The following is a 25,576-nucleotide window of genomic DNA, read 5'->3' as shown; positions in this document are numbered from 1 at the left end:
TGTTAAAGAGCAGTGAGTTACGCGCTTTCGCTTGCTAACTCGAGGTGGCGTATATTACGCTTTCCTCATTCAGTGTCAACCGTTTATTTTATCCGGTTGCCGCTGTTTTTAATCTTTCCGACCCGGTCACTTCGTGATGTTGTTCACGTTGTTTCCTGTCGATGGAGCGGCATTATAGGGAGTTGGATTTTAATGGCAAGCGAATAAATACAGTTTTATTTCGTTTGCCGTTTTTTTGTCCAGAAGCCGTTATTTCTGCCCTTTTGCTATAAAGGAAGGCAATGCAGCAAGGCTTTCCAGTACCGCATCCGCAGCACTTTCACTTTCCGGGGTTACGGGTTTGCCGGTACGAACTAAAATCTTATGCCCCACTCCTGCAGCAGCAGCTGCCTGCATATCTTCCAGTTTGTCGCCCACCATATAAGAAGAGGCCATATCAATGCCTAGTTCTTCTTTGGCCGTCAAAAACATCCCAGGTTGCGGCTTACGGCAATCACAGGCTTGTGTAAACTCCTTAACCAAGCCTTCAGGATGATGCGGACAAAAATAGATACCGTCGAGATCCACGCCACGATCGGCAAGCGACCAGTCCATCCACTCGGTCAGAGTCAGAAACTGATCTTCAGTAAATTTGCCGCGTGCTATACCGGACTGATTGGTGACCAGCACCAGTAAAAAGCCCATCTCTTTTAATTTAAGACAAGCATCGATTACACCGTCGATAAACTGGAAGTTATCGATTTCATGTACATAACCATGATCGACATTCAAAGTGCCATCACGGTCGAGAAAGATTGCTGAAACAGGTTGTGCCACGAATTTGCTCCTGATGGCTGATTAACGGCGCCAGTATCGCATGTTTTCAATGCTTGTGAGAATGCTAACCTGGTTGACTTAGACGTCTAGACGCCTTAGCATCCACGACATACTACGGGGAAGACCTCCGCAGAGTTAAATTCACCACGTCACGGCAAAAAGACAGAATAAAAAATAATATGATTAAACTTTCTAACATCACCAAGATTTTCCTGCAGGGTTCGCGCCAGATCGTCGCGGTCTCTGACGTGAGTCTTCACGTCCCTGCCGGACAAATTTATGGCGTAATCGGTTCTTCCGGCGCGGGGAAAAGTACCTTAATACGCTGCGTCAATTTGCTGGAGCGCCCGACTAAAGGCCAGGTGTTGGTCGATGGTCAGGATCTGATGTCCTTCTCAGAGAAAGCGCTGACCCGCGCACGCCGCCAGATTGGCATGATTTTCCAGCACTTTAACCTGCTGTCCTCTCGCACCGTTTTTGGCAACGTTGCCCTGCCACTCGAACTCGACAATCTTTCTTCAGCCGATATTAAGAAACGAGTTTCCGAGCTGCTGAGCCTGGTCGGGCTGGAAGATAAGCATGATGCCTACCCGGCGAATCTTTCCGGTGGACAAAAACAACGCGTAGCCATTGCCCGTGCGCTGGCCAGTAATCCAAAAGTATTGCTGTGTGATGAAGCTACCAGTGCACTGGATCCAGCTACCACCCGCGCAATCCTGGAATTACTAAAAGATATCAACCGTCGTCTGGGTCTCACGATTCTGCTGATCACCCATGAGATGGACGTCGTAAAACGCATTTGCGATCAAGTTGCTGTGATCAGCGATGGCAAACTGATTGAGCAGGATAAAGTAAGCGAGATGTTCTCACATCCTAAGACTCCGCTTGCACAGCAATTTATTCAGTCAACGTTGCACCTGGATATTCCGGAAGATTACGCCGTGCGTCTGGTACCTCAGCCTGAAACGGGTCGCGTTCCTTTACTGCGCCTGGAATTTACCGGTCAGTCCGTTGATGCCCCGCTGCTTTCCGAAGCAGTCCGTCGCTTTGACATCAACAATAATATTATCAGTGCTCAGATGGATTATGCCGGCGGTGTAAAGTTCGGGATTATGCTGACAGAAATGCACGGTTCAGAAGAAAATACTCAGGCGGCAATTCAGTTCCTGCATGAGAATCAGGTGAAAGTAGAGGTACTGGGTTATGTCTGAGGCAATGATGTGGTTAATGGGCCGCGGAATCTGGGAAACGGTCATCATGACGCTAACCTCTGGCTTCTTTGGTTTTGTGTTAGGTTTGCCTTTCGGCGTACTGCTGTACGTCACCCGTCCGGGTCAGATTGCAGAGAATAAAAATATCTATCGCGTGATGTCAGCGCTGGTTAACATTTTCCGTTCCATTCCTTTTATTATCTTGCTGGTATGGATGATTCCCTTCACGCGTATGATTGTCGGCACCTCAATCGGTTTGCAGGCAGCGATTGTCCCGCTGACTGTGGGTGCTGCGCCGTTTATTGCCCGCATGGTTGAGAATGCCCTGCTGGAAATTCCAAGCGGTCTGGTGGAAGCCGCCCGCGCAATGGGTGCAACACCGATGCAGATCATCCGAAAAATCTTATTGCCGGAAGCTCTGCCAGGTCTGGTCAATGCTGCCACCATCACGCTGATCACTCTTGTAGGCTATTCTGCTATGGGTGGCGCTGTCGGTGCCGGTGGTTTGGGACAAATCGGTTATCAGTACGGTTATATCGGTTACGACGCAACTGCCATGAATACTGTATTAGTCCTGCTAGTGGTTTTGGTGTATTTAATTCAATTTTGTGGCGACCGCATCGTAAAAGCAGTCACACATAAATAACGAAACAACAGCTGTAATAGCTACCTGTGAATGATTTATATCCGTTTATTGAGGAAAGGACATGTCTAACAAATTCAAATCCATTGCAGTTGTCGGCGCGCTTCTGGGATCGCTGGCTTTAGTGGGCTGCGGGCCAAAAGAACAAGATCCAAATCACATCAAAGTGGGTGTGATCGTAGGCTCTGAACAGCAGGTCGCTGAAGTTGCACAGAAAGTAGCTAAAGAGAAATACGGTCTTGATGTTGAGCTGGTGACTTTCAATGATTATGTATTGCCTAACGAAGCACTGAGCAAAGGTGACATCGATGTTAACGCCTTCCAGCATAAACCTTATCTTGATCAGCAGATCAAAGATCGCGGTTACAAACTGGTCCCGGTGGGTAACACGTTCGTTTACCCAATCGCCGGTTACTCTAAGAAAATCAAATCTATTGATGAGCTGAAAGATGGCGACCAGGTTGCGCTGCCAAACGACCCGACTAATCTCGGCCGTTCTCTGCTGCTGCTGCAAAAACAAGGTCTGATCAAACTGAAAGACGGTGTTGGTCTGTTACCGACAGTTCTGGATGTGACTGAGAACCCTAAAAATCTGAAACTGGTCGAACTCGAAGCACCACAACTGCCACGTTCACTGGATGATGCGAAAATCGCTCTGGCCGTAATCAACACCACTTACGCCAGCCAGATCAACCTGACGCCAGAGAAAGACGGTATCTTCGTAGAAGATAAAGAATCTCCATACGTGAACCTGATCGTTGCACGTGAAGATAACAAAGATGCTGAAAACGTGAAGAAATTCGTTCAGGCTTACCAGTCTGATGAAGTGAACGCTGCAGCGAATAAAATCTTCAACGGTGGCGCAGTGAAAGGTTGGTAATTGCCCGAAATCAGGAACCCTACTTTTTTCCTGAGTATTCGTTTCTAAGATAGTAAGCTCGCAAATACATCTTTTCATAAATAAATAACAAGGCGGGCTGATGCCCGCCTTGTTATTTTCTCAATACCTTGGTTCAATAACGCCACATTCTTTCCTGTAAACATATTAAAAAGCAGAGGATATACCATGCGTGCTTTACCTCTCTGTTTGTCGGCACTTTTGCTGGCGGGTTGTTCCCTGACTCAACACACACAGCCAACCCCCCCTGCGCCTGTTGTAAAAGAAGAACCAAAACCTGTCAAACCAAAGCCGACACCAGTACGCCCCGCTCCTGTAAAGCTCTATAAAGATGCAGAAGCTTTAGTCGGAACTCCATTCCGTGATCTGGGCGAAGTCTCCGGCGAATCTTGCCAGAGCGCTCAAAATGATGCGCCACCGAGTCTGGCTACTGCACGGAAAAGAATGCTGACCCGTGCATCCTATATGAAGGCCAATGCCGTATTGTTACATCAGTGCCAGATTATCAGCGGCGTACCAGGCTGCTTCCAGCAGGCGATTTGTCAGGGTTCCGCCCTGAACGTCACGTTTAAATGACCTCATTTTCTTTTGAGCAAATAGGGATCATTCACTCGCCCTATAAAGAGAAGTTTGCTGTTCCGCGCCAGCCCGGATTGATCCAGGATGGTGGCGGCGAATTACATCTGCATCCGCCTTATAACCAGCCCGAAGCTGTTCGCGGGCTGGAAGACTTCAGCCATTTATGGGTGATGTTTATTTTCCATCAGACGATGGAAAGCGGCTGGCATCCGACAGTTCGCCCACCACGTTTGGGCGGGAATGTGCGTACCGGTGTATTTGCCACCCGTTCAACCTTCCGGCCTAATCCGCTCGGGATGTCTCTGGTTGAACTGAAAGGGATTCGCTGTCAGGGTCAGAATGTCATTCTGCAGCTTGGCAGTCTGGATTTAGTGGATGGCACACCTGTTGTGGACATTAAGCCGTATCTTCCATTTGCGGAAAGCCATCCTGATGCACGCGCCGGTTTTGCTCAGCACGCACCTGATGCCGATATGCCGGTAGAATTTTTACCGCAGGCTGAACAGCAACTGGCTGAGCATGCGAGGCAATACCCGCATCTGCGCCGCTTCATCACGCAGGTTTTAGGACAGGATCCCCGTCCGGCTTATCGTAAAGGTGAAGCCACAGCGCGCGATTATGCCGTTCGTTTACTAGAGTTTAATGTCCGCTGGCGGGTCACAGGCTCTGTGAATCAGGTATTGTCCCTCGACAAAGACTAAATTTCCTCTGCCTCTCTTTTGACAATAGCAACTCGCTGGTAAACTAAGCCACTTTTCACGTTTTGGCTGCCCATGGCAGCCCGATTGCAATTTGCAGTGCTAACGGAACCAACACATCATGCGTACTACTCAATATCTGCTCTCTACACTGAAAGAGACGCCAGCCGACGCGGAAGTTATCAGCCACCAGCTGATGCTGCGCGCAGGGATGATCCGTAAACTGGCCTCAGGCCTGTATACCTGGCTGCCGACCGGCTTACGTGTTCTCAAGAAAGTTGAAAACATCGTACGCGAAGAAATGAACAACGCGAACGCCATTGAAGTGTCGATGCCGGTAGTCCAGCCCGCTGATTTGTGGCAGGAGAGCGGACGTTGGGAGCAATATGGTCCGGAATTGTTACGTTTCGTTGATCGTGGCGAGCGCCCGTTCGTACTGGGTCCAACCCATGAAGAAGTGATCACTGACCTGATCCGTAATGAAGTCAGCTCATACAAGCAGCTGCCACTGAATTTCTTCCAGATCCAGACTAAATTCCGTGACGAAGTTCGCCCGCGTTTTGGTGTAATGCGTTCCCGTGAATTCCTGATGAAAGATGCCTACTCATTCCATACGACGCAGGAATCTTTGCAGGAAACTTATGACGCGATGTACGCGGCCTACAGTCAGATTTTCAACCGTATGGGTCTGGATTTCCGTGCCGTGCTGGCGGATACCGGTTCTATCGGCGGCAGCGCCTCTCACGAATTCCAGGTGCTGGCACAGAGCGGTGAAGATGATGTCGTATTCTCTGATTCTTCTGATTTCGCCGCTAACATCGAATTCGCAGAAGCACTGGCACCCGCAACGCCACGTGCTGCAGCAACAGAAGAAATGCGGATTGTCGAAACGCCGGACGCAAAAACTATCGCTGAACTGACAGAACAGTTCAAGGTTCCGGTTGAGAAAACGGTGAAAACTCTGATGGTTCATGCAACAGCGGAAAGCGGTCATAAACTGGTTGCTTTGCTGGTTCGTGGTGATCATGAGCTGAACGAAATCAAAGCCGAGAAACTGCCGCAAGTTGCTGCACCACTAACATTTGCAACGGAAGCGGAGATTCGTGAAATCGTCGCGGCTGGCCCGGGTTCACTCGGTCCGGTTAATCTGCCAATGCCAATCGTCGCGGATCGTACTGTTGCTGCAATGAGCGATTTCAGCGCAGGCGCTAACATCGACGGTAAACACTATTTCGGAATTAACTGGGATCGCGATGCTGCGCTGCCAGAAGTAGCCGATATCCGTAATGTAGTAGCCGGTGATCCAAGCCCTGATGGTCAGGGAACGCTGGTCATTAAACGCGGTATCGAAGTCGGTCATATCTTCCAGCTGGGAACCAAATATTCCGAAGCGATGAATGCTACCGTTCAGGGCGAAGATGGCCGTAACCAGTTGATGACCATGGGTTGTTACGGTATTGGTGTGACTCGTGTGGTCGCTGCGGCGATTGAACAAAACCACGATGACCGCGGTATTATCTGGCCGGATGCTATCGCGCCGTTCCAGGTCGCTATCCTGCCAATGAACATGCACAAATCTTTCCGTGTGAAAGATGCGGCAGAAGCGCTGTATAAAGAACTGCGTTCACACGGTATCGATGTGATCCTCGACGATCGTAAAGAACGTCCGGGCGTCATGTTCGCGGACATGGAATTGATCGGTGTGCCGCATCAGGTGGTGATTGGTGATCGTAATCTGGATGCTGAAGAGCTGGAATACAAAAACCGTCGCACTGGCGAAAAACAGATGATCAAACAAAGCGATATCGTGGAATATCTGCTGAGCCAGATCCCGCGTTAAGATCCGCTGATGATCATTTGTCCATAAAAATGCCCGCGTAATGCGGGCATTTTTATTTGTGCTATTCCGCCTGAGCCTAATCGCTTTTACGGGCAGGACTTCGTTGCATCAAACCGTACGTTTTTATCTGCAACCACAGCCTTTTGCACCTGCCCTTCTTCCATTGACGGCTCTGCCATGAAATGCCCGTCCATAGAAAGGAAGACCAGCTGATTGGGGGTTTTACGCGAGGCAAGATACCCTTCTTCCAGCGATTTATTTGCCGACATCGGGAATATGTTGCCTGTCACACAATCTTTAAAGGAAGCAGCATCGGCGCTGTATTGCATCATTCCGCTCAGTGCCATTGGCGTTTTCGGCAAATTCTGCTGCACCGGCGTCAACGTATAGTTGAATGTGGACGTAATCGGCTCACCGCTTTGATCCAACATTTCCAGATTTTCATCTTTCGGATGGAAATAACGTTTCTCGCCCTGGCTGTCCGTCAGCACCAGTTTATCCGCAGTGCGGGCCCAGCGTCCGTAGCTGGCAAACACCTGATCGCCCTCTTTGCCGCCCTGATATTCCTCCTGAAGGATGTAAGTCCCATCCTGATCCAGGAATAATGACGTCTTCAGGCCACTGCAATCTGCGCACGGCAACACGCCACTGTAACTCTGCTGCATAGCCTGCAACGGTTTTTCATGATTAAAGGCGGCGGTATGGCAACCGAAGAGTGACAGCGCCCCGAGCGCCAGCACTGCACTAATGATGATTTTTTTCACAGTTTCTCCCCTACTGCTTTTCTACAGTGCCGCGATAAAAATTGTCCTGCAGCACGAAGTTAGGGCTAACGTATTTTGCCCCGTAATGCTTTTGTCGCACCCTTGCGAACTTTACTTTCAACCCGACGAATTTTAGACCCACGAGTCGGCTTCGTCGCGCGGCGCGGTTTTTCTACTACCATCGCCTGTGAAATCAGTGCCCCCAACCGGGCCAGAGCGGCTTCGCGATTCATCTCCTGACTCCGGTATTCCTGGGCTTTGATAATGACCCAACCGTCGGCAGTAACAGAATGATGATTAAAAGCCAGTAACCGCTCTTTGTAATATTCTGGCAAACTCGACGCTTTAATATCAAAGCGTAAATGGATAGCCGTTGATGTTTTATTGACGTTCTGACCACCGTTGCCCTGAGCGCGGATCGCCGTTAATTCGATTTCGCCGTCAGGTATTTCCAGTTTTCCTGAAAGGATTAGCACGCTGATTACCTGGCTTCTTTTATGACAGACTCTTTCCATTCAGAAAAATGAATTTCCAAATTACTCTGAGCATCAGAAAGCCAAATAGTTCCGTCCTGCAATGTCGCCTGTAAGTTCATGGTACGGCTGCCAAAAGCAGTCAATTGATTCAGCAACTCATCTTCTAAATAACGGATACGCAGGTTCTCAAAACCTCTGACTTTCCCCTCGATTTGCGACCACCAGACTTTCGCAGCACGCTCACCATACGCATAAAGGACCACCTCACGCGATTGGTTACAGGCTTTTTTCAGACGCTTCTCATCAGGTAGTCCTAATTCGACCCATAATTCGATGCCGTTATGGTCGTTTTTACGCCAGATTTCCGGCTCATCTTCGGCGCTTAATCCGCGGGTAAAAGTCAGTCGTTCGTCGGCATGGTAAATCCATGCCAGCAGACGCAGCATCATGCGTTGTTCTGTTTCGGAAGGATGCTGTGCCAGAGTCAGGCTGGCGTCATGAAAGAAATTACGATCCATATCAGCGATATTGACCGCTGCTTTATAAATGGTTGCTTTTAACGCCATGGTAAACCCCTTGATAATAGACGCACAGTGTACTTGAAAGCATCCTGCTGCGGCCAGTTTTCCCCCGATGGTCATCCGCAATAAAGGCTTTACGCAAACGATTTACCTTTACAGGCCTGCTAATAACTCACACTCTCCTGTGCTATAGTCGTTAAATACTGAGAGCTTATCTTTCTGCGCTTTCCTCAGAGGGATACGCTTTTTAGGGAGAACTTATGCAACAATACTGTGAGTTGGTACGCCGTAGATATTCTGAAATTGCCAGCGGTGATCTCGGATATGTGCCCGATGCGTTGGGCTGTGTATTGAAAGCATTGGACGAAGTCGCAGCAAATGCTGAACTTCCGTCTTCCGTTAGGGACCAGGCGGCCTACGCCGCCGCTAACTTATTGGTGAGCGATTATGTCGATGAATGATGAGTACCAACCCATCAATTGTGATGACTACGATAATCTCGAGCTCGCCTGCCAGCATCACCTGGTTTTGACGCTGAAGATGCGTAGTGGAGAAGTCGTTGAGGCTAAAGCCAACGATTTGTTAATGCGTAAGAAAGTGGAATATCTGGTGGTTGAGGCGAACGGCGAACAACGAGATCTGCGTCTGGATCACATTGAAAGCTTTAGCCATCCGGAAATTGGCACCGTTGTCGTCAGTGCCGAATAGCGACAACCGACGTCAGTGACCTAACGGGCAATCTCAGGATTGCCCGTTTGCATTTCTGAGGCAATATCATTTCAACGACGTCAGACTGGCGTAATACGCTGCCAAATCACTGATATCCTGATCGGATAATGACGCACTAAAAGCCTGCATCACACCCGCCTGCCCGCCACTTCTCTCACCCTTCTTGTAAGCATGCAGTGAAAGCGCCAGATAATCTGCATTTTGCCCTGCCAGATTAGGATAAATCGAATTAATGGCTTTACCCGTTGCGCCGTGACATGCCGAGCAGCTGGCTGATTTAGACTGCCCGTCAGCCACATTTCCCCCCGCCAGAGCAGGCAAATTGATCAGCATCGATGCCACTATCCCTGCCAGTGTTCTTCCCATTACTTGCATCACAACTCCCCGGGCAAATAACATCCGCCTCAAATAAACCGTTCTTTCCGTTTATTACGCAGCCGACCAGATGATCCGCCATTGCGCTTCATTATTTTCAGCCCGGGACTGGCGCGTAATAAACCAACCCGGGGCTGCCATCAATTGATCATTGTAATAAACCAAAGGGATACGACCTCGTTCCCATGGCGGCACACCTAACTCAGACCACAATTTTTTCGCCTGGCGCGCACGATCCCGCCCGACTTTTTCGATATATCCCTGCACCTGAAAACGCACAGTGATCTTTTCGCCAGCACGTGGCTGGCGGATCAAACAGTCAGCCCCCTGCGCGATGAGAACATGATCGGTAATCAGACAGCCCAGACCGTCAGGTAGCGTTAATTTTTCAGCCGGATCCCAGCAGAGGATTTGATCTTTAAGCGACCGGCGTTCTGGCAATACATACAAACGCCCACGGAAACGCCGGACTACCATTTTCCCCAGCACTAACTGCGCCTGGGCATCTTCGCGGCTCAAAGCTACCTCATCCCATATTCTCTGCAGTTGTTCACGCGAAGGCATTCTTGCGCCACGCGATGCCAGCCAGCGACGTAATAGCGCAGAGCGTCTGACGGCTGAAAACGCCTTCAGTCTCTCAACCGACAGACTGCCCTGCTCATCGGTCAATGAAGTGAGAGATTCACTGAGCAACTCATCCAGCAGCGTCTCCTGCTCTGCGCAAAGTGATGCGCTGCGGGCTGTGGCTTGCGCAAAGTGCGGCCAGCGCTGGTAAAGTGCGGGAAAAATATCCAGTCGCAGAAAATTGCGATCAAAGCGGGCATCCCGGTTACTGTCATCTTCAATCCAGCTGAGCTTTAACTGCTTCGCGTATGCTTCAAGCTGCTCACGGCTGAGCTCCAGAAAAGGCCTTAACAAGCGATAACCGTGTATTGAACTGTCCCCGCTCATCGCCGAGAGACCGGCAGGTCCGCTTCCACGTTTAAGCGCCAGCATGAAAGTTTCGCATTGGTCATTCAGGTGTTGTGCTGTCAGTAACACTTCACCAGCAGTCAGACTTTCAGCAAATGCCTGATAACGTGTCGTTCGTGCCGCCGCTTCAATCCCACCTTCCTGTGCATCTACCTGCACTTTAACGACGGAGAAAGGGATATCTCGCTGCTGACAAAACGTCTGGCAGTGTGCGACCCAGTCATCTGCAAACTGGCTTAGTCCATGGTGGATATGCAATGCACGCAGTTCGATATCCGGCAACGCTTTGTCGCGTAACTCAGCCAGTCCGGCCAGCAGTACGGAAGAATCCAGTCCGCCGCTGAACGCAACGCAAAGTCTTCGTGCATCACCGATTTTATTGAGCAGATGTTTTGAAAGAAATGTCACGGCCAGTTTTGAACTCATAGGATAATCAGGATTCGTACAGTTCCAGCGGCAAGCCATCCGGATCGTTGAAGAAAGTAAATTTTTTGCCGGTGTAAGGATCAATTCTTACCGGTTCGCAGACAATGCCGGCTTCAGTGAGGGCGGAAATGGACTGTGCGATATCTTCAACGCTGAACGCCAGATGGCGTAATCCGCACGCCTCAGGACGACTTGGCCGGGCTGGCGGTTGCGGAAAGCTGAATAATTCAATGGTGTAATGACCATTAAGCGCCAGGTCAGCTTTCCAGGAATCGCGTTCCTCACGGTAAAACTCCCCCAGTAACGTGAACCCGAGAATGTCACAGTAGAAGTGTTTGCTGGCCTGATAATCAGAGCCAATGATGGCGATATGATGGATCTGGCGGAGATTAAGCATAGTCATGTCCTGTTGATTTCTGACCTGCACGTTACTCAGGGCGGCCAAACACGTCAATAAAAAGCCCTCCTAAAGAGGGCAGTTTGCTAGCCCGCTTCCGGAAGTTTTAAGACCTTCACCAGATAGCGCCCGTCTTCTGTGAGCCGCGTTCCATGAATATCAGTTTCAAAACCGGGGTAACGCTCGCCTATCGAACAAAGCATAATCAGGAAATCGAGCACAGCCCGACTTTCTTCCGTGATCATCTCGCCCGGCATCACTACAGGTACACCCGGCGGATAAGGCAGGATCATGTTGGCTGACACTTTGCCGACAAGTTCATCAATGTCGCATTCATCAATATGTCCGCGTACCTGATGCTGGAACATTTCGTACGGCGTCATTTTCATTTCAGGCAGCACATCAAATGCTTCCAGCATTAAACGCGGCAGGTCGTGACGAACGATCAGTTTGTGGATCCCCTGCGCCAGATCCTGAATCCGCATATTGCGATAAAAATCAGGATCTTCCGCATACAGATCAGGCAGCATATTCTTGACCCGCAAATTGAGATCATAACTGCGCTTAAAATCAGTCAGGCCGCGCATCAGACTCATGGATTTGGTTTTATCAATGCCGATACTGAACAGGAAAAGCAGATTGTACGGGCCGGTTTTTTCTACCACCACACCGCGCTCATCGAGGAATTTCGCCACTAACGCCGCCGGGATCCCCTGTTCTTCCAGCTTACCCGTTTCATCCATTCCGGGTGTCAGGATCGTCACTTTGATCGGATCAAGATACATATGATCGGTATCGGCGTTGGCAAAACCGTGCCAGTTTTGATCGGGGTTCAGCGGCCAGCACTCGGCTTCATCAATATATTCAGGCTGCCAGATATCAAAGAACCAGCCCTCGGTTTCTTCCCGCAACCGCTGTATCTCCTTACGGAAATGCAGCGCGCGTTCAACCGAGCGGTTAATGAGACGCCGTCCGGGGTTACCGCGCAACATCGCCGCGGCAGTTTCTGCAGAAGCCACAATGCCGTAATTTGGCGATGTTGTGGTGTGCATCATATAGGCTTCATTAAAGGTACTTTCGTTGTAATCACCCTTAATGTGAATCATCGATGCCTGAGAGAAAGCTGCCAGTAGTTTGTGCGTTGATTGCGTTTCGTAAATGACTTTTCCGGGAATGCGCTCGCCGCTCATTCCGCTTTTACCGTCATAAATCGGATGGAAATTAGTGTATGGCACCCATGCAGAATCGAAATGAATCGACGGAACATCCAGTGTGTTTTTGATGTAATCCGTGTTGTACAGCAAGCCGTCGTAAGTCGAGTTAGTGATCACTGCGTGCACTGGCCAGGTAGCATTCTCTGTCTGTGCAATTTTCTCTTCGATGCTTTCGCGGGTGAATTCATGCTTAGGAATCCCACCAAGAATGCCATACGCGTTGCGATTGGGACGCAAATAGACCGGTACAATATTGGTCATCATCATCAGATGGGCGAGCGATTTATGACAGTTGCGGTCAATCAGCACCGTACTCCCTGCCGGTGCCGCATACATTCCGACAATTTTATTGGCCGTCGAGGTGCCATTAGTGACGATATAACTTTGCTCGGCGCCGAAAGTACGGGCGATATATTCCTCCGCCTCAAGATGCGGGCCAGTGTGATCCAACAGGGAACCAAGTTCTGTCACAGAAATCGACACATCGGCTTTCAACGTTTTGGCCCCGAAAAAATCATAGAACAACGTCCCTACCGGGCTTTTTAAAAACGCCGTACCGGCCATATGCCCCGGCGTACAGAAAGTGTACTTTCCTTCTTCTACGTAGGTGAACAACGCTTTAGTCAGCGGCGGCGTAATGGTATCGATGTATTCATCGGTGTACTGGCGGATGCGTTTGGCAATATCCTCCGCCGCACTCAGTGCGTATTCAAAGAAATAGAGCACCATGCGCATTTCATTAACGTCGACGTCCAGCGTCGAATGCGTATTGATGAAAGCGTAAAGCGGCAGATATTCATTCAGCTCATTAATGGCTGTACACAGCTCTTCGCTATGCTGATCCCAGTCGAAAATAGCGCCGCAAATACGGGCATTATTTTCGATGAGTTTGAGCAGATCCGCGCGATCGCGCGGATAAATGACCTGAAATCCGAGAAGCGTCAGCGCGCTATCCAGTTCACGGATCGGCTCGTCTTTGTAGTAAGCCCCTTCCGGGCGCATGATAGCGATAATATTCATCTGACAAATCCTTCTGTTATTTATTTTCTAAGGTATTTATAGAAACACGGTTAGTGCCTGCTGGGTACCCTTTACCGTTGAGTTTAAAGTGAAATGGGGAAATTTAAGAATGCTGGAAAGATGGATAGATGAAAACGGACAATAAAAAAGGCCACGCAATGCGTGGCCTTTCGAAAATCACCTTCAGGATCAGCAGTAGCCGTAAGTCATCAGACGCTGATAACGACGGTTACGCAGCTCTTCCGTACTCAACACATCCAGATCGCTCAGATCAGCTTCAAGTTGTGCACGCAGAGAAGCAGCCATCGCTTCTACATTACGGTGAGCGCCACCCAAAGGCTCAGGGATCACAGAGTCAATCAGTTTCAGCTCTTTCAGACGCGGTGCAATGATGCCCATCGCTTCCGCGGCCAGAGGGGCTTTATCCGCACTCTTCCACAGAATTGATGCACAACCTTCCGGCGAAATAACCGAATAGGTGCTGTATTGCAGCATATTAACTTTATCACCCACACCAATCGCCAGTGCACCACCTGAACCACCTTCACCGATAACGGTGCAGATAACCGGGACATTCAGACGGGACATTTCGCGCAGGTTACGGGCGATCGCTTCAGACTGACCACGTTCTTCAGCGCCCACGCCCGGATAAGCGCCCGGTGTGTCGATGAAGGTGATGATTGGCAGTTTGAAACGCTCAGCCATTTCCATCAGACGTAGCGCTTTGCGATACCCTTCCGGGGCGGGCATGCCGAAGTTACGACGAATTTTCTCTTTCGTTTCACGGCCTTTCTGATGACCAATGATCATCACGGCACGTTCGCCCAAACGAGCAATACCACCAACGATAGCTTTATCGTCTGCGAATGCACGATCACCCGCCAGTTCATCAAAATCGGTAAAGATATGTTTGATGTAATCAAGCGTATAAGGACGACGAGGATGGCGTGCCAGTTGGGCAATTTGCCAGGCACCCAGATCAGAGAAAATCTTACGGGTCAGTTCAACGCTTTTCTCGCGCAAGCGTGCAACTTCTTCGTCCAGATTAATATCTAATTTTTCGTCTTGACGGCTGACTGCAGTCAGCGAGTCAATTTTCGCTTCCAGTTCCGCAATCGGCTGTTCAAAATCAAGAAAATTCAGACTCATAGCATTCCTATTTTAGTCAAATTCCAGTTCCACCTGCTCAGTACCGACCAGGCCTCGCAAATCCAGCAACAGTTTGTCCGTTGGCGTAACACGCCATGACGCCCCGAATCGTAGCCGGGCTCTTGCGTTTTCTCGTTGGTAATACAGATGCACTGGTATCGTCCCCGATCGATGTGGTTCCAACGATTGGCGGAGACGGTTCAAAAGCTGGTCATCAATTTGCCTGTCAGTCAGCGAGATAGCAAGACCGCGAGCATATTTTTCCCGTGCTTCACTGATGTCCATTACATCGCGGGCCATCATTTTAAGCCCGCCACTGAAGTCATCAAAGCTGACCTGTCCTGTGGCGATAAGGATACGGTCTTTTTCCAATAAATGCTGGAATTTTTCCAACGCTTCGGTGAACAACATCACTTCCAGACGACCGGAACGGTCATCAAGTGTACAGATCCCAATGCGGTTACCCCGCTTGGTGACCATGACACGCGCAGCGAGGACCAGCCCCACTGCGACGGTCATTTTGCCCCGTTCCGTCGGGTGCATATCTTTCAAACGCTGGCCACCGCCATAACGTTCAATTTCTTTCAAATATTGTGTGATCGGATGGCCGGTCAGATACAAGCCGAGCGTCTCACGTTCGCCATCCAGAACCGTTTGTTCCGGCCATGGCATCACATTCGCGTAAGATTTCTCAACCTGCTCAGGCGCTTCTGCAAGCACACCAAACATATCAACCTGACCAATCGCCTCGGCTTTGGCATGTTGATCAGCGGCTTTCAATGCGTCGCTTAAGGAACTCATCAACGCGGCACGATGTGGTCCCAGACGGTCAAACGCCCCGGACATGATCAGCTTCTCGAGAATACGTTTGTTCAGTTTTTTGACGTCAGCACGCGCGCAGAGATCAAACAGTTCTTTGAAATAGCCGCCTTCGTTACGCGCTTCAATAATGGCTTCAATCGGACCTTCACCCACGCCTTTAATCGCGCCGATGCCGTAAACAATTTCGCCTTCATCATTCACGTGGAAATGATACAGACCGCTGTTGATATCAGGCGGTAAAATCTTCAGCCCCATACGCCAGCATTCATCCACCAGCCCGACCACTTTCTCGGTGTTATCCATATCAGCCGTCATTACCGCCGCCATGAACTCCGCAGGATAGTGCGCTTTCAGCCACAGCGTCTGATACGAGACTAAAGCGTAAGCCGCCGAGTGAGATTTGTTAAAACCGTAACCGGCAAATTTCTCTACCAGATCAAAGATTTTAATCGCCAGTTCGCCGTCAATACCCCGAGATTTGGCCCCGTCTTCAAAACCACCGCGCTGCTTGGCCATCTCGACCGGGTTTTTCTTACCCATTGCACGGCGGAGCATGTCTGCACCACCCAGCGAGTAACCGGCCAGAACCTGCGCAATCTGCATAACCTGTTCCTGATACAGGATGATGCCGTATGTCGGCTCCAGCACAGGTTTCAGGGATTCATGCTGCCACTGGATATCCGGATAAGAAATCTCTTCACGACCATGTTTACGGTCAATAAAGTTATCTACCATGCCGGACTGCAATGGCCCAGGGCGGAACAGCGCGACCAGTGCGATCATATCTTCGAAGCTGTCGGGCTTCAGACGTTTGATCAAATCTTTCATGCCGCGGGATTCAAGCTGGAATACCGCCGTGGTTTCCGAGCGTTGCAGCATGTCGAAGCTTTTTTTATCATCCAGCGGGATGGCCGCAATATCCAGCGGTGCCTCACCGGCTTTCGCGCGGCGGGCGTTGATCATCTCCAGCGCCCAGTCGATGATGGTCAGCGTACGCAGACCGAGGAAGTCGAACTTCACCAGACCCGCGTATTCCACGTCATTTTTATCGAACTGCGTGACCGGGTGATTACCTTCGGCGTCGCAATAAAGCGGCGCGAAATCAGTGATTTTGGTCGGCGCAATCACCACACCACCGGCATGTTTACCGGCATTACGGGTTACACCTTCCAGCTGACGCGCCATATCGATCAGCGACTTAACTTCTTCGTCAGCCTCGTAAATCTCTGGCAACTGCGGCTCAGCGGCAAATGCTTTTTCAAGCGTCATCCCCGGATCAGGAGGCACCAGTTTGGAAATGCGGTCAACGAAACCGTAAGGATGCCCCAGAACACGGCCCACATCGCGGATCACCGCTTTGGCCGCCATGGTACCGAAGGTGATGATCTGCGAGACCGCTTCGCGGCCATACATTTCTGAAACGTGATCGATAACCCGGTCGCGTTTTTCCATGCAGAAGTCGACGTCAAAGTCGGGCATGGAAACACGCTCAGGGTTAAGGAAACGTTCGAACAGCAGGTCAAACTCGAGCGGATCCAGATCGGTGATTTTCAGGGCATACGCCACCAGAGAACCCGCACCGGAACCACGCCCCGGCCCGACAGGCACGCTGTTATCTTTCGACCACTGGATGAATTCCATTACGATCAGGAAGTAACCGGGGAAACCCATCTGGTTGATAACTTTAAGTTCGATGTCCAGACGCTCGTCATATTCGGGGCGTCTTTGTGCACGAACTTCCGGATCCGGGAATAAAAACTCAAGGCGCTCTTCCAGCCCGATTTTTGATTTTTCGACCAGAAAATCTTCAGTGGTCATATCACCGGTAGGGAACTGCGGCAGGAAATATTCGCCCAGACGGATGGTGACATTACAGCGTTTGGCGATTTCCACGCTGTTTTGCAGAGCTTCAGGCAAATCCTCAAACAGCTCGCACATTTCATCTTCACTGCGCATATATTGCTGTGAAGTGTAATTGCGCGGACGTTTAGGATCATCCAGTGTAAAACCATCGTGGATCGCAACACGAATCTCATGGGCATCAAAGTCGGTCGGCACCATAAAGCGCACGTCGTTGGTTGCCACCACCGGCAAACCGCGTTCTGTCGCCAGTGCGACCGCCGCATGCAGATAGTTTTCTTCTTCTGCCCGACCGGTACGGATCAATTCGAGATAATAGCGATCAGGGAAATACTGCTGGTAGAAATCCAGGCACTGACTGACTTGCAAATCATTTCCGCGGGTCAGAAACTTACCGACATCACCCATTCTCGCGCCGGAAAGCAGGATCAAACCTTCATTGAGTTCTGCCAGCCATTCGAGATCGACGATCGGCCCGGCAGCGCCGTAACCGCGCTGATATGCTCTGGAAATCAATAATGTCAGGTTCTGGTAGCCCTGATTATTCATCGCCAGAACAGTCAGTTGGGCCAGTTCATCACCCAGAATTTCGCTTTGGACATTCAGGTCTGCACCGATAATCGGTTTTACACCTGCGCCATGTGCCGCACCGTAAAATTTAACCAGTCCGCACAAGTTAGTGAAATCGGTAATCGCCAGAGCAGGCATGCCGAGTGACGCTGCGCATTTCACCAGCGGACCGACCTTCGCAAGCCCATCCACCATGGAATAGTCGCTATGTACACGCAGATGAATAAAACGAGGTTCGGCCATATCCAGAGTCCAGAAATGAGTGAATTAAAGGTTTGTGTGCCCGTCTTTTTTAGCAATAAAAACGGGCAGGAACAAATGACGCGTTATGCCAGTCCGAGCGCGCGTTTCACCGGTGAAAAACTTCGACGGTGGTGTGTAGTGGCTCCAAGACGGGCAAGACTTTCAAGATGCACCGGCGTCGGATAGCCTTTGTGCTTCGCAAAACCATATTCAGGGAACTGAAGATCCAGTTCAACCATTTCGCGGTCGCGGGTGACTTTAGCCAAAATTGAGGCTGCGCTAATTTCAGCGACTTTGCTGTCCCCTTTCACTATCGCCTGTGAAGCCATCGGAAGTTTAGGGCAGCGATTGCCGTCAATCAGCACCATATCAGGCGTAATACACAAACCGGCAACGGCTCTTTGCATTGCCAGCATGGTGGCATGCAAAATATTCAGTTCATCAATTTCATGTGGTTCAGCGCGCCCGAGACTCCAGGCCAGCGCTTTCTCTTTGATTTCGATGTATAACGCCTCGCGGCGCTTTTCAGAGAGTTTCTTGGAATCTGCCAGCCCGGCAATCGGGTTAGCAGGATCAAGAATCACAGCAGCGGTGACGACTGCCCCCACCAAAGGACCGCGCCCCACTTCATCCACGCCTGCAATACAGACAGCTTGTGGATAGATAAATACATCACTCATCGCTTTGCCAGCTCCATGACAGCCTGAGCAGCCTGTTCGTCTGCGTCACGGCGGATACTTTCATGCAGTTCCAGGAACGTCTCACGCAGTTCCCGGCTTTTCTCACCACCGGCCAATAAAGGCAGCAACGCAGCAGAAAGTTTGTCAGGTACACATTCGGTTTGCAGTAATTCGGTGACAATTTCCCGCCGTGCCAGCAGATTTGGCAATGAAACATACGGCGTTTTCACCAGACGTTCCGCCAGCCAGAAAGTGAAAGGCTTCATACGATAACCCACGACCATCGGGCATTTTGCCAGCATACATTCCAGCGCTGCCGTTCCCGATGCCAGTAAAGCGGCATCACTGGCGATCATCGCTTCCCGACCTTTCCCATCGAGCAAATGCGCAGGAAGATCAGGGGCTATTTCAGCCTTGATCCGTTCAAACTGCTCGCGACGTTTGGCATTCACCAGAGGCACAACGACATGTAAATCAGGATAAGTCTGTCGTAGCTGCAAAGCTGTTTTCAGAAAATCCGCGCTGAGCATTTCCACTTCAGCGTGACGACTTCCCGGCAGCAAAGCAAGGCAATGCACATCTTCAGGAATACCGAGTGACAAACGTGCAGCCTGTTTATCAGGATGCAATGGCATCGCATCGGCCATCGTATGACCAATGAAACGACAGGGAACATTGAATTTGTCATAAAACGCTTTTTCGAAAGGCAGGAATGCCAAAACCAGATCCGTTGCCTTGCCGATTTTGAAAACACGTTTTTGACGCCAGGCCCAGACAGACGGGCTGACATAGTGAATAGTACGCAGACCGCGCTGCTTCAAACGACCTTCAAGCGTGATGTTGAAGTCAGGAGCATCAATGCCCACGAACACATCAGGCTTCAGTTCGCTAAAACGACGGGTCAGATCTTTGCGGATTTTCAACAAGCGTGGCAGCCGTTCAAGAACTTCCACCACGCCCATTACCGCCAGTTCTTCCATCTCGTACCAGGCTTCGCATCCTTCCGCCTGCATCAGCGGACCCGCGACACCCACAAAACGGGCATCAGGATGATGCTTCTTCAAGGCTCGAATCAGCCCGGCGCCAAGAATGTCACCGGACGTTTCACCGGTCACCAGGCCAATTGTCAGAACAGGCTTTTGCATTGTTTTCCGTAGCGCAGATCAGCGAATAATACCGCGCGTTGAGCGGTCAAAGAAATCACTGAAAGGTTTAGCTTTCGGGAATTCAGCCGCGATAGCAGCGATTTCCGGTTGTGCTTCTTCCAGCGTTTTACCGCTGCGGTACAGTAACTTATAAGCATTGCGAATAGCGTGCAGATCGGCTTTTTCGAAACCACGTCGCTTAAGCCCTTCGATATTGATGCCGAAAGGTGTCGCATGGTTACCTTGCGCAATGACAAACGGAGGAACATCCTGAGCAACCCCGGAACATCCACCCACCATCACATGCGCACCGATAATACAGAACTGATGCACTGCCGTCATGCCGCCAATGATCGCGAAATCATCAACCTCAACGTGACCACCGAGGGTCGCGTTGTTCGCCAGAATACAGCGATTCCCAATGACACAATCGTGGGCAATATGTGCGTTAACCATCAACAGGTTATCACTACCCACTTTTGTCAGACCACCGCCCTGAACGGTACCACGATGAATGGTAACGCTCTCACGAATATTGTTGCGATCGCCGACCTCAACGCGTGTTGGTTCACCGGCATATTTCAGATCCTGGTTAATTTCACCAATGGAAACGAACTGAAAGATGCGGTTATCGCGACCAATTTTGGTCACGCCATTAAGAACTACGTGTGATTTAAGCTCGGTGCCTTCACCAATTTCTACCTGGGAACCCACGTAGCAGAAAGGACCGATATGAACTCTGGCACCGATAACAGCACCGTCTTCAACAATAGCGCTTGGATGAATAAAGGCGGTTTTATCAATCATGTATTAAGACTCCCGGCGGCGGGCGCACATCATTGATGCCTCGCAAGCGATCTCGCCATCGACTTTCGCGACACCTTTGAAACGAGCAACGCCACGACGCTCTTTAATGAATTCAACTTCCAGAACCATCTGGTCACCCGGCAGGACCGGACGTTTAAAGCGTGCATCGTCGATTGCTGCAAAATAATACAATTCGCCAGGTTCCAGTTTTCCAACGCTTTTAAACGCCAGAATGCCGGTGGCCTGAGCCATTGCTTCCAGAATCAAAACGCCCGGGAAAATCGGTTTACCCGGGAAATGGCCCTGGAAGAACGGTTCGTTAAAAGAAACGTTTTTCACAGCGCGCAAAAATTTCCCTTTCTCAAAATCCAACACGCGATCAACCAGCAAGAACGGGTAACGGTGTGGCAGTAAATCCAGTATCTCTTCAATATGCAGAGTATGAGTGTCAGTAGTCAAAATACTCTTCCTGTCTATAAAAACTGATGGCATCAATAACACGGCCTGCCAGACCCCAAAAGAAGGTCATCAGGCAGGCCGCAAATAGGAACGTATGTCGCAGGTTCACTCAACGAAGGGAACACAAAGCAGCACCGTAGGTGGTAATTAATCTTTTTCGATTTTACGCTCGACAGCTTTGAGGCGTTTATTCATCTCGTCGATATTCATTACCAATGCAGCCGTCTTACGCCAAACTTTATTCGGTTGTAACGGGATACCGGAGGAGTATACCCCAGGTTCAGTGATTGGTCGCATTACCATTCCCATTCCCGTCACTACGGCCTGATCACAGATTTCCATGTGACCATTGATAACACTGGCTCCGCCGATCTGGCAGTAGCGTCCAATTTTCAGACTACCGGCCATAATAACACCGCCAGCGACCGCCGTATTGTCTCCAATCACGACGTTGTGTGCAATCTGACATTGGTTATCAATGATGACGCCATTGCTAATGATAGTGTCATCCAGTGCGCCACGGTCAATCGTGGTACAGGCACCGATTTCAACACGGTCACCGATAATGACAGTACCTAACTGTGGGATTTTAACCCAATTACCACGATCATTGGCATAACCAAAACCATCAGCGCCGATCACAGTACCTGACTGAATCAAGCACTGCTCGCCGATTTCAACGCGGTGATAAATAGAAACATTGGCCCACAAGCGTGTGCCAGCACCTATTTTTGCCTCTTTACCGATAAAACAGCCTGCACCGATGACAACATTGTCACCCAATACAACGCCTGATTCGATGACTGCATTTGCGCCAACCGAGACATTCTTACCTAATGTTGCACTGTCTGAAATCACCGCACTCGCCGCGATATCCACTGCCGGTGCTGGCGTGGTATCCAGCAATTGCGCCATCCGCGCATACGTCAGGTAAGGGTTTTTAACCACTAATGCCGCTGTAGGGCAAAATGGCAGATCCGCTTCGGTCAACACTACGGCGCCTGCATTGCAGGAAGCCAACTGTTCACGGTAACGGCTGTTTGATAAAAACGTGATTTGCTCAGAGTGTGCGGAATGCATTGAAGCAACGCCGGTGATGGCAATTTCGCCATCACCGTGCAATTGTGCATCCAACTGCTGTGCGAGATCAGCCAGTCGAATTGAAGACATGTTTATTTAACCTGTTTCAGCACATCAGCAGTAATGTCTTTGCTATTGTCAGCATATGCAATGGCATTAGCATCGATAACAACGTCATAACCTTCTTTACTTGCTACAGTTTTCACAGCGTCCTGAATACGGCTCAGGATTTTGTTGCGCTCTTCGCCCTGACGACGACGGTTGTCCTGGTCGAATTGCTGCGCTTTTGCAGAGAATGCTTCACGCTGAGCCATTACGTCTTTTTCAAGTTTAGAACGGTCGCTGGCTTTCATTGTAGAGCCATCGCGTTGCAGACGTTGCATTTTGGTTTGCAGATCACGTTCCTGAGATTGCAAATCTGTCGCACGGCTTTTGAACTCGTTTTCCAGCTGTTTTGCTACAGCTTCACGAGCAGGCATTTGTTGGAAAATACTTGCTACGTTAACGATAGCAATTTTATCAGCAGCCTGAACGCTAGCTGAAGAAGCCATAACTAAACCGAGGCCTGCGGCATATAACCACTTTTTCACTATAAACTCCTTCCATCACCCGTTGTGCCATATGGCACATTAAATTACACAAAACACCTGACATGAAAACAATACACGGGCCGAAACCCGTGTATGAGATTTATCATCAGGCCATTGCGATTCTGCTGGACAACTTCTGCCCGGACAGAACGTTACCAGGTTTTACCAATGTTAAACTGGAACTGTTCTGCCTTATCGCCTTCATATTTCTTGACCGGTTGTGCGTAGGAGAAGACCAATGGTCCAAGTGGAGACATCCACTGCAACGCAAGACCCGAAGAAACACGAATGTTACCTGGTTTACTGTAATCAGGAACGCCTGCCGCAATAGTCTGCGGGGTGTTTTCCCAACCTGTATCCCAAACAGTACCGCTGTCCACGAACAGGGAAGTACGCAATGAGTTAGCGTATTTCTCGCTAACAAATGGAGTCGGAACAATCAGTTCAGCACTCAATACTGCCATTGCGTTACCGCCAACTGCGTCGTTTGAGTTATCAATCGGACAGCCGCTGTAAGATGTGTTAGCCGTAGTACATTTGTAGTATGCCGCTTTTGGACCAATGGTGTTCGACTGGAAACCACGAACACTGCTTGAACCACCGGCATAAAAGTTGTCGTAGAACGGCACTTCTTTACCGCCAAGACCGTCTGCGTAACCTGCACGCGCACGGCCCATCAGCACCCAGTCACGATCCTGATTTAGCGGCATATAACTGGTTGAATCAAATGTAATTTTATAATATTCGTTATCAGAACCCGGAACGGTTACTTTACCGTTCAGGCTGGCTTTCGTCCCCGATGTCGGGAAGTAGCCACGGTCGAGATTGTTATAACCCCAGCCGAGGTTGGCGAAGAAATCATTCGCACTAAAGTCAGCATCAGCATTGTCACTGGTGGTCACCGGCGGTTTCAGCCCAACAGAGTTCAGATAACGGAACATAGCGATCTGTGGTTCCATATTGGACAGATCGTTGTGTACGTAATCCAGACCCAGGCGCAATGAGTTATTTTCATTGATTGGGAAACCAAGATTACCGCCAATACCATAACTTCTGTTGGTATAGCTGGACAGGTCCGCATCATCAGCTTTGAAGTCGTTATAGAAGATACGACCACCCAGACTTACGCCATCAACGGTGAAGTAAGGGTCAGTGATAGTGAATTCTGCATATGTCTGGTAATCGTTTTTAGTACCGCTGATGCCAACAGAATTACCCGTACCCAGCCAGTTATCCTGCTGGACACCCACCTGGAAGCTGACACCACTCTCAGTACCGTAACCCACACCAAAGTTGAAGCTACCGGTGTTACGTTCTTTCACTTTGTAGACAACATCAACCTGATCAGGCGAACCTGGAACACGCTGCGTATCAACATCAACCGTTTCGAAATAACCCAGACGGTTCAGACGCTCTTTACCTTTATCGACCAGATCGTTGCCCAACCAGGCACCTTCCATCTGACGCATTTCACGGCGCAGTACGCTGTCCTTACTGGTGTCATTACCTTCAAAACGGATATGACGTACATAGAAACGGTTCCCCGCATCAACGTTGATATGCAGTTTGACGGTCTTGTCTGCATCATTAATTTCTGGCTGTGTAGTCACACGCGGATAGGCATAGCCATAACGACCCAGCATCTGCTTGATGTCGTTTTCCATTTTGGTGACTTTGGCGCCGTTATACAGCTCGCCTTTATCAATTTTAGTCAGGCTTTGAACTTCTGCTGAGTGACCCGCCATGCTGCCAGTCACTTCAACGCCAGAAAGTTTGTATTGCTCACCTTCTGTGATGTTCAGCGTAATGTAGATGCCTTTTTTGTCCGGCGTCAGGCTGACCTGAGTCGAATCAATGTTAAAACGGGCATAACCGCGATCCAGATAGAAACTACGCAGGGTTTCAAGGTCACCCGCGAGTTTTTGTTTCTGATATTTACGGTCACCGACCACGTTCCACCATGGCACTTCATCACGCAGCTGGAAGCGTGAAATCAGATCATCGGTCGTAAAGGCATGGTTACCAACAATGTTGATCTGCTGAATTTTGGCAGAAACACCTTCGGTGAAGACCAGCTTCAGATCAACACGGTTACGTGGCAAAGGGGTCACAACCGCTTTTACCGATGCACTGTATTTACCGACGCTGTAATAGAAGTCTTCGAGACCTTTCTCGATGCTGCCGATGGTTGTACGGTCAAGGGCTTCGCCAACACGGACGCCAGAGGCCTCCAGGTTTTGCTTCAGCATGTCATCTTTCACCGATTTGTTACCGGAGAAAGTAATGCTGGCAATAGTTGGACGTTCTTTGACCTGAACAATCAGAGAATTTCCATCGCGCAGGACACGAACATCCTCGAAGTTGCCAGTGGCAAACAATGCACGAATGGTATTACTGATATCATCGTCAGTCACCGTATCACCGACGCGAACCGGCATATTGAGTAACGCCGCACCGACGGCAACTCGCTGCAGGCCTTCGAAATGAATATCTTTCACTACGAAACCGTCTGCACCGTATACGGTGGCGCTGCCAAACAGCAGCGACGCTATGAGCAACTTTTTGATCGCCATCGTTGTTATGCGTTCTTCC

The 25,576-nt window shown here is 49.9% G+C and carries 25 protein-coding genes; 8 read left to right on the top strand and 17 right to left on the bottom strand.

Annotated features, from left to right (window positions below; translation table 11 throughout):
* Positions 1-249: 249 nt before the first annotated feature.
* The gene (gmhB, locus tag AACU55_RS11400) at positions 250-816 is read right to left on the bottom strand and encodes a D-glycero-beta-D-manno-heptose 1,7-bisphosphate 7-phosphatase (RefSeq protein ID WP_013574225.1); all 567 of its coding nucleotides are present in this window, start codon (positions 814-816) and stop codon (positions 250-252) included.
* Positions 817-995: 179 nt separating this feature from the next.
* On the opposite strand from gmhB, the gene metN reads away from it, so the two are divergent.
* The 6 genes from metN (at position 996) to proS (ending at position 6,685) form a co-directional block, all read left to right on the top strand.
* Positions 996-2,027 carry a methionine ABC transporter ATP-binding protein MetN gene (gene metN, locus AACU55_RS11395; protein ID WP_134707059.1) on the top strand — a complete coding sequence of 344 codons (1,032 nt, stop codon included), beginning with the start codon at positions 996-998 and terminating at the stop codon, positions 2,025-2,027.
* A complete protein-coding gene (locus AACU55_RS11390; protein WP_119261298.1) occupies positions 2,020-2,673 on the top strand; it encodes a methionine ABC transporter permease MetI in 654 nt (217 codons plus the stop codon). Before metN ends, AACU55_RS11390 begins: the two co-directional genes overlap by 8 nt.
* A 61-nt stretch (positions 2,674-2,734) precedes the next feature.
* The gene (locus AACU55_RS11385; protein WP_013574222.1) at positions 2,735-3,550 is read left to right on the top strand and encodes a MetQ/NlpA family lipoprotein; all 816 of its coding nucleotides are present in this window, start codon (positions 2,735-2,737) and stop codon (positions 3,548-3,550) included.
* Positions 3,551-3,736: 186 nt separating this feature from the next.
* On the top strand, positions 3,737-4,144 hold the full coding sequence (gene rcsF / locus AACU55_RS11380) for an Rcs stress response system protein RcsF (protein ID WP_013574221.1): 408 nt from the start codon (positions 3,737-3,739) through the stop codon (positions 4,142-4,144).
* Positions 4,141-4,848, top strand: a complete 708-nt coding sequence (tsaA, locus tag AACU55_RS11375; RefSeq protein ID WP_037035132.1) for a tRNA (N6-threonylcarbamoyladenosine(37)-N6)-methyltransferase TrmO — start codon at positions 4,141-4,143, stop codon at positions 4,846-4,848. The genes rcsF and tsaA overlap by 4 nt, the downstream gene beginning before the upstream one ends.
* Positions 4,849-4,966: 118 nt before the next feature.
* Positions 4,967-6,685, top strand: coding sequence for a proline--tRNA ligase (gene proS / locus AACU55_RS11370; protein ID WP_134707058.1), 1,719 nt, complete (start codon positions 4,967-4,969; stop codon positions 6,683-6,685).
* An 86-nt stretch (positions 6,686-6,771) separates the two neighbouring features.
* Here the strand turns inward: proS and nlpE are convergent, their stop codons facing one another.
* The 3 genes from nlpE to AACU55_RS11355 form a co-directional block, all read right to left on the bottom strand.
* Entirely contained in the window at positions 6,772-7,449 is a 678-nt protein-coding gene (nlpE, locus tag AACU55_RS11365) for an envelope stress response activation lipoprotein NlpE (RefSeq protein ID WP_134707057.1), read from the bottom strand.
* Between the two features lie 65 nt (positions 7,450-7,514).
* The gene (arfB, locus tag AACU55_RS11360) at positions 7,515-7,964 is read right to left on the bottom strand and encodes an alternative ribosome rescue aminoacyl-tRNA hydrolase ArfB (RefSeq protein ID WP_222940690.1); all 450 of its coding nucleotides are present in this window, start codon (positions 7,962-7,964) and stop codon (positions 7,515-7,517) included.
* Positions 7,931-8,491, bottom strand: a complete 561-nt coding sequence (locus tag AACU55_RS11355) for a YaeQ family protein (RefSeq protein WP_013574216.1) — start codon at positions 8,489-8,491, stop codon at positions 7,931-7,933. Before AACU55_RS11355 ends, arfB begins: the two co-directional genes overlap by 34 nt.
* A gap of 215 nt (positions 8,492-8,706) precedes the next feature.
* On the opposite strand from AACU55_RS11355, the gene AACU55_RS11350 reads away from it, so the two are divergent.
* Together AACU55_RS11350 and rof are read left to right on the top strand one after the other, a co-directional pair.
* The gene (locus AACU55_RS11350) at positions 8,707-8,907 is read left to right on the top strand and encodes a YaeP family protein (protein ID WP_013574215.1); all 201 of its coding nucleotides are present in this window, start codon (positions 8,707-8,709) and stop codon (positions 8,905-8,907) included.
* A complete protein-coding gene (rof, locus tag AACU55_RS11345) occupies positions 8,894-9,154 on the top strand; it encodes a Rho-binding antiterminator (protein ID WP_013574214.1) in 261 nt (86 codons plus the stop codon). Before AACU55_RS11350 ends, rof begins: the two co-directional genes overlap by 14 nt.
* A gap of 66 nt (positions 9,155-9,220) precedes the next feature.
* On the opposite strand, the gene AACU55_RS11340 is transcribed toward rof, so the two are convergent.
* From AACU55_RS11340 to bamA, 13 genes are all read right to left on the bottom strand, one after another.
* The gene (locus AACU55_RS11340; RefSeq protein WP_013574213.1) at positions 9,221-9,550 is read right to left on the bottom strand and encodes a c-type cytochrome; all 330 of its coding nucleotides are present in this window, start codon (positions 9,548-9,550) and stop codon (positions 9,221-9,223) included.
* A 54-nt stretch (positions 9,551-9,604) separates the two neighbouring features.
* A complete protein-coding gene (gene tilS / locus AACU55_RS11335) occupies positions 9,605-10,948 on the bottom strand; it encodes a tRNA lysidine(34) synthetase TilS (RefSeq protein ID WP_134707056.1) in 1,344 nt (447 codons plus the stop codon).
* Positions 10,949-10,955: 7 nt separating this feature from the next.
* On the bottom strand, positions 10,956-11,345 hold the full coding sequence (locus AACU55_RS11330; protein ID WP_015689431.1) for a VOC family protein: 390 nt from the start codon (positions 11,343-11,345) through the stop codon (positions 10,956-10,958).
* A gap of 86 nt (positions 11,346-11,431) precedes the next feature.
* A complete protein-coding gene (locus tag AACU55_RS11325; RefSeq protein WP_015689430.1) occupies positions 11,432-13,579 on the bottom strand; it encodes a lysine decarboxylase LdcC in 2,148 nt (715 codons plus the stop codon).
* A 189-nt stretch (positions 13,580-13,768) separates the two neighbouring features.
* Entirely contained in the window at positions 13,769-14,728 is a 960-nt protein-coding gene (accA, locus tag AACU55_RS11320; RefSeq protein ID WP_013574209.1) for an acetyl-CoA carboxylase carboxyl transferase subunit alpha, read from the bottom strand.
* Positions 14,729-14,740: 12 nt separating this feature from the next.
* The gene (gene dnaE / locus AACU55_RS11315) at positions 14,741-18,223 is read right to left on the bottom strand and encodes a DNA polymerase III subunit alpha (protein WP_134707055.1); all 3,483 of its coding nucleotides are present in this window, start codon (positions 18,221-18,223) and stop codon (positions 14,741-14,743) included.
* 83 nt (positions 18,224-18,306) lie between these two features.
* The gene (rnhB, locus tag AACU55_RS11310; protein WP_037035141.1) at positions 18,307-18,903 is read right to left on the bottom strand and encodes a ribonuclease HII; all 597 of its coding nucleotides are present in this window, start codon (positions 18,901-18,903) and stop codon (positions 18,307-18,309) included.
* Positions 18,900-20,048, bottom strand: a complete 1,149-nt coding sequence (lpxB, locus tag AACU55_RS11305) for a lipid-A-disaccharide synthase (RefSeq protein ID WP_134707054.1) — start codon at positions 20,046-20,048, stop codon at positions 18,900-18,902. Before lpxB ends, rnhB begins: the two co-directional genes overlap by 4 nt.
* A gap of 18 nt (positions 20,049-20,066) precedes the next feature.
* The gene (lpxA, locus tag AACU55_RS11300; protein WP_013574205.1) at positions 20,067-20,855 is read right to left on the bottom strand and encodes an acyl-ACP--UDP-N-acetylglucosamine O-acyltransferase; all 789 of its coding nucleotides are present in this window, start codon (positions 20,853-20,855) and stop codon (positions 20,067-20,069) included.
* Positions 20,856-20,858: 3 nt separating this feature from the next.
* Entirely contained in the window at positions 20,859-21,347 is a 489-nt protein-coding gene (fabZ, locus tag AACU55_RS11295; RefSeq protein ID WP_086935265.1) for a 3-hydroxyacyl-ACP dehydratase FabZ, read from the bottom strand.
* Positions 21,348-21,461: 114 nt separating this feature from the next.
* Positions 21,462-22,484 carry a UDP-3-O-(3-hydroxymyristoyl)glucosamine N-acyltransferase gene (gene lpxD, locus AACU55_RS11290; RefSeq protein WP_013574203.1) on the bottom strand — a complete coding sequence of 341 codons (1,023 nt, stop codon included), beginning with the start codon at positions 22,482-22,484 and terminating at the stop codon, positions 21,462-21,464.
* A 2-nt stretch (positions 22,485-22,486) separates the two neighbouring features.
* Entirely contained in the window at positions 22,487-22,984 is a 498-nt protein-coding gene (skp, locus tag AACU55_RS11285; RefSeq protein WP_013574202.1) for a molecular chaperone Skp, read from the bottom strand.
* 152 nt (positions 22,985-23,136) lie between these two features.
* Complete coding sequence (gene bamA / locus AACU55_RS11280) at positions 23,137-25,557, bottom strand: outer membrane protein assembly factor BamA (RefSeq protein ID WP_013574201.1); 2,421 nt, start codon at positions 25,555-25,557, stop codon at positions 23,137-23,139.
* Positions 25,558-25,576: the final 19 nt, after the last annotated feature.

The organism is Rahnella sp. CJA17(1/100), assembly GCF_963881615.1.
Taxonomy (GTDB): domain Bacteria; phylum Pseudomonadota; class Gammaproteobacteria; order Enterobacterales; family Enterobacteriaceae; genus Rahnella; species Rahnella aceris.
This window is presented reverse-complemented; position numbering and strand designations above follow the sequence as displayed.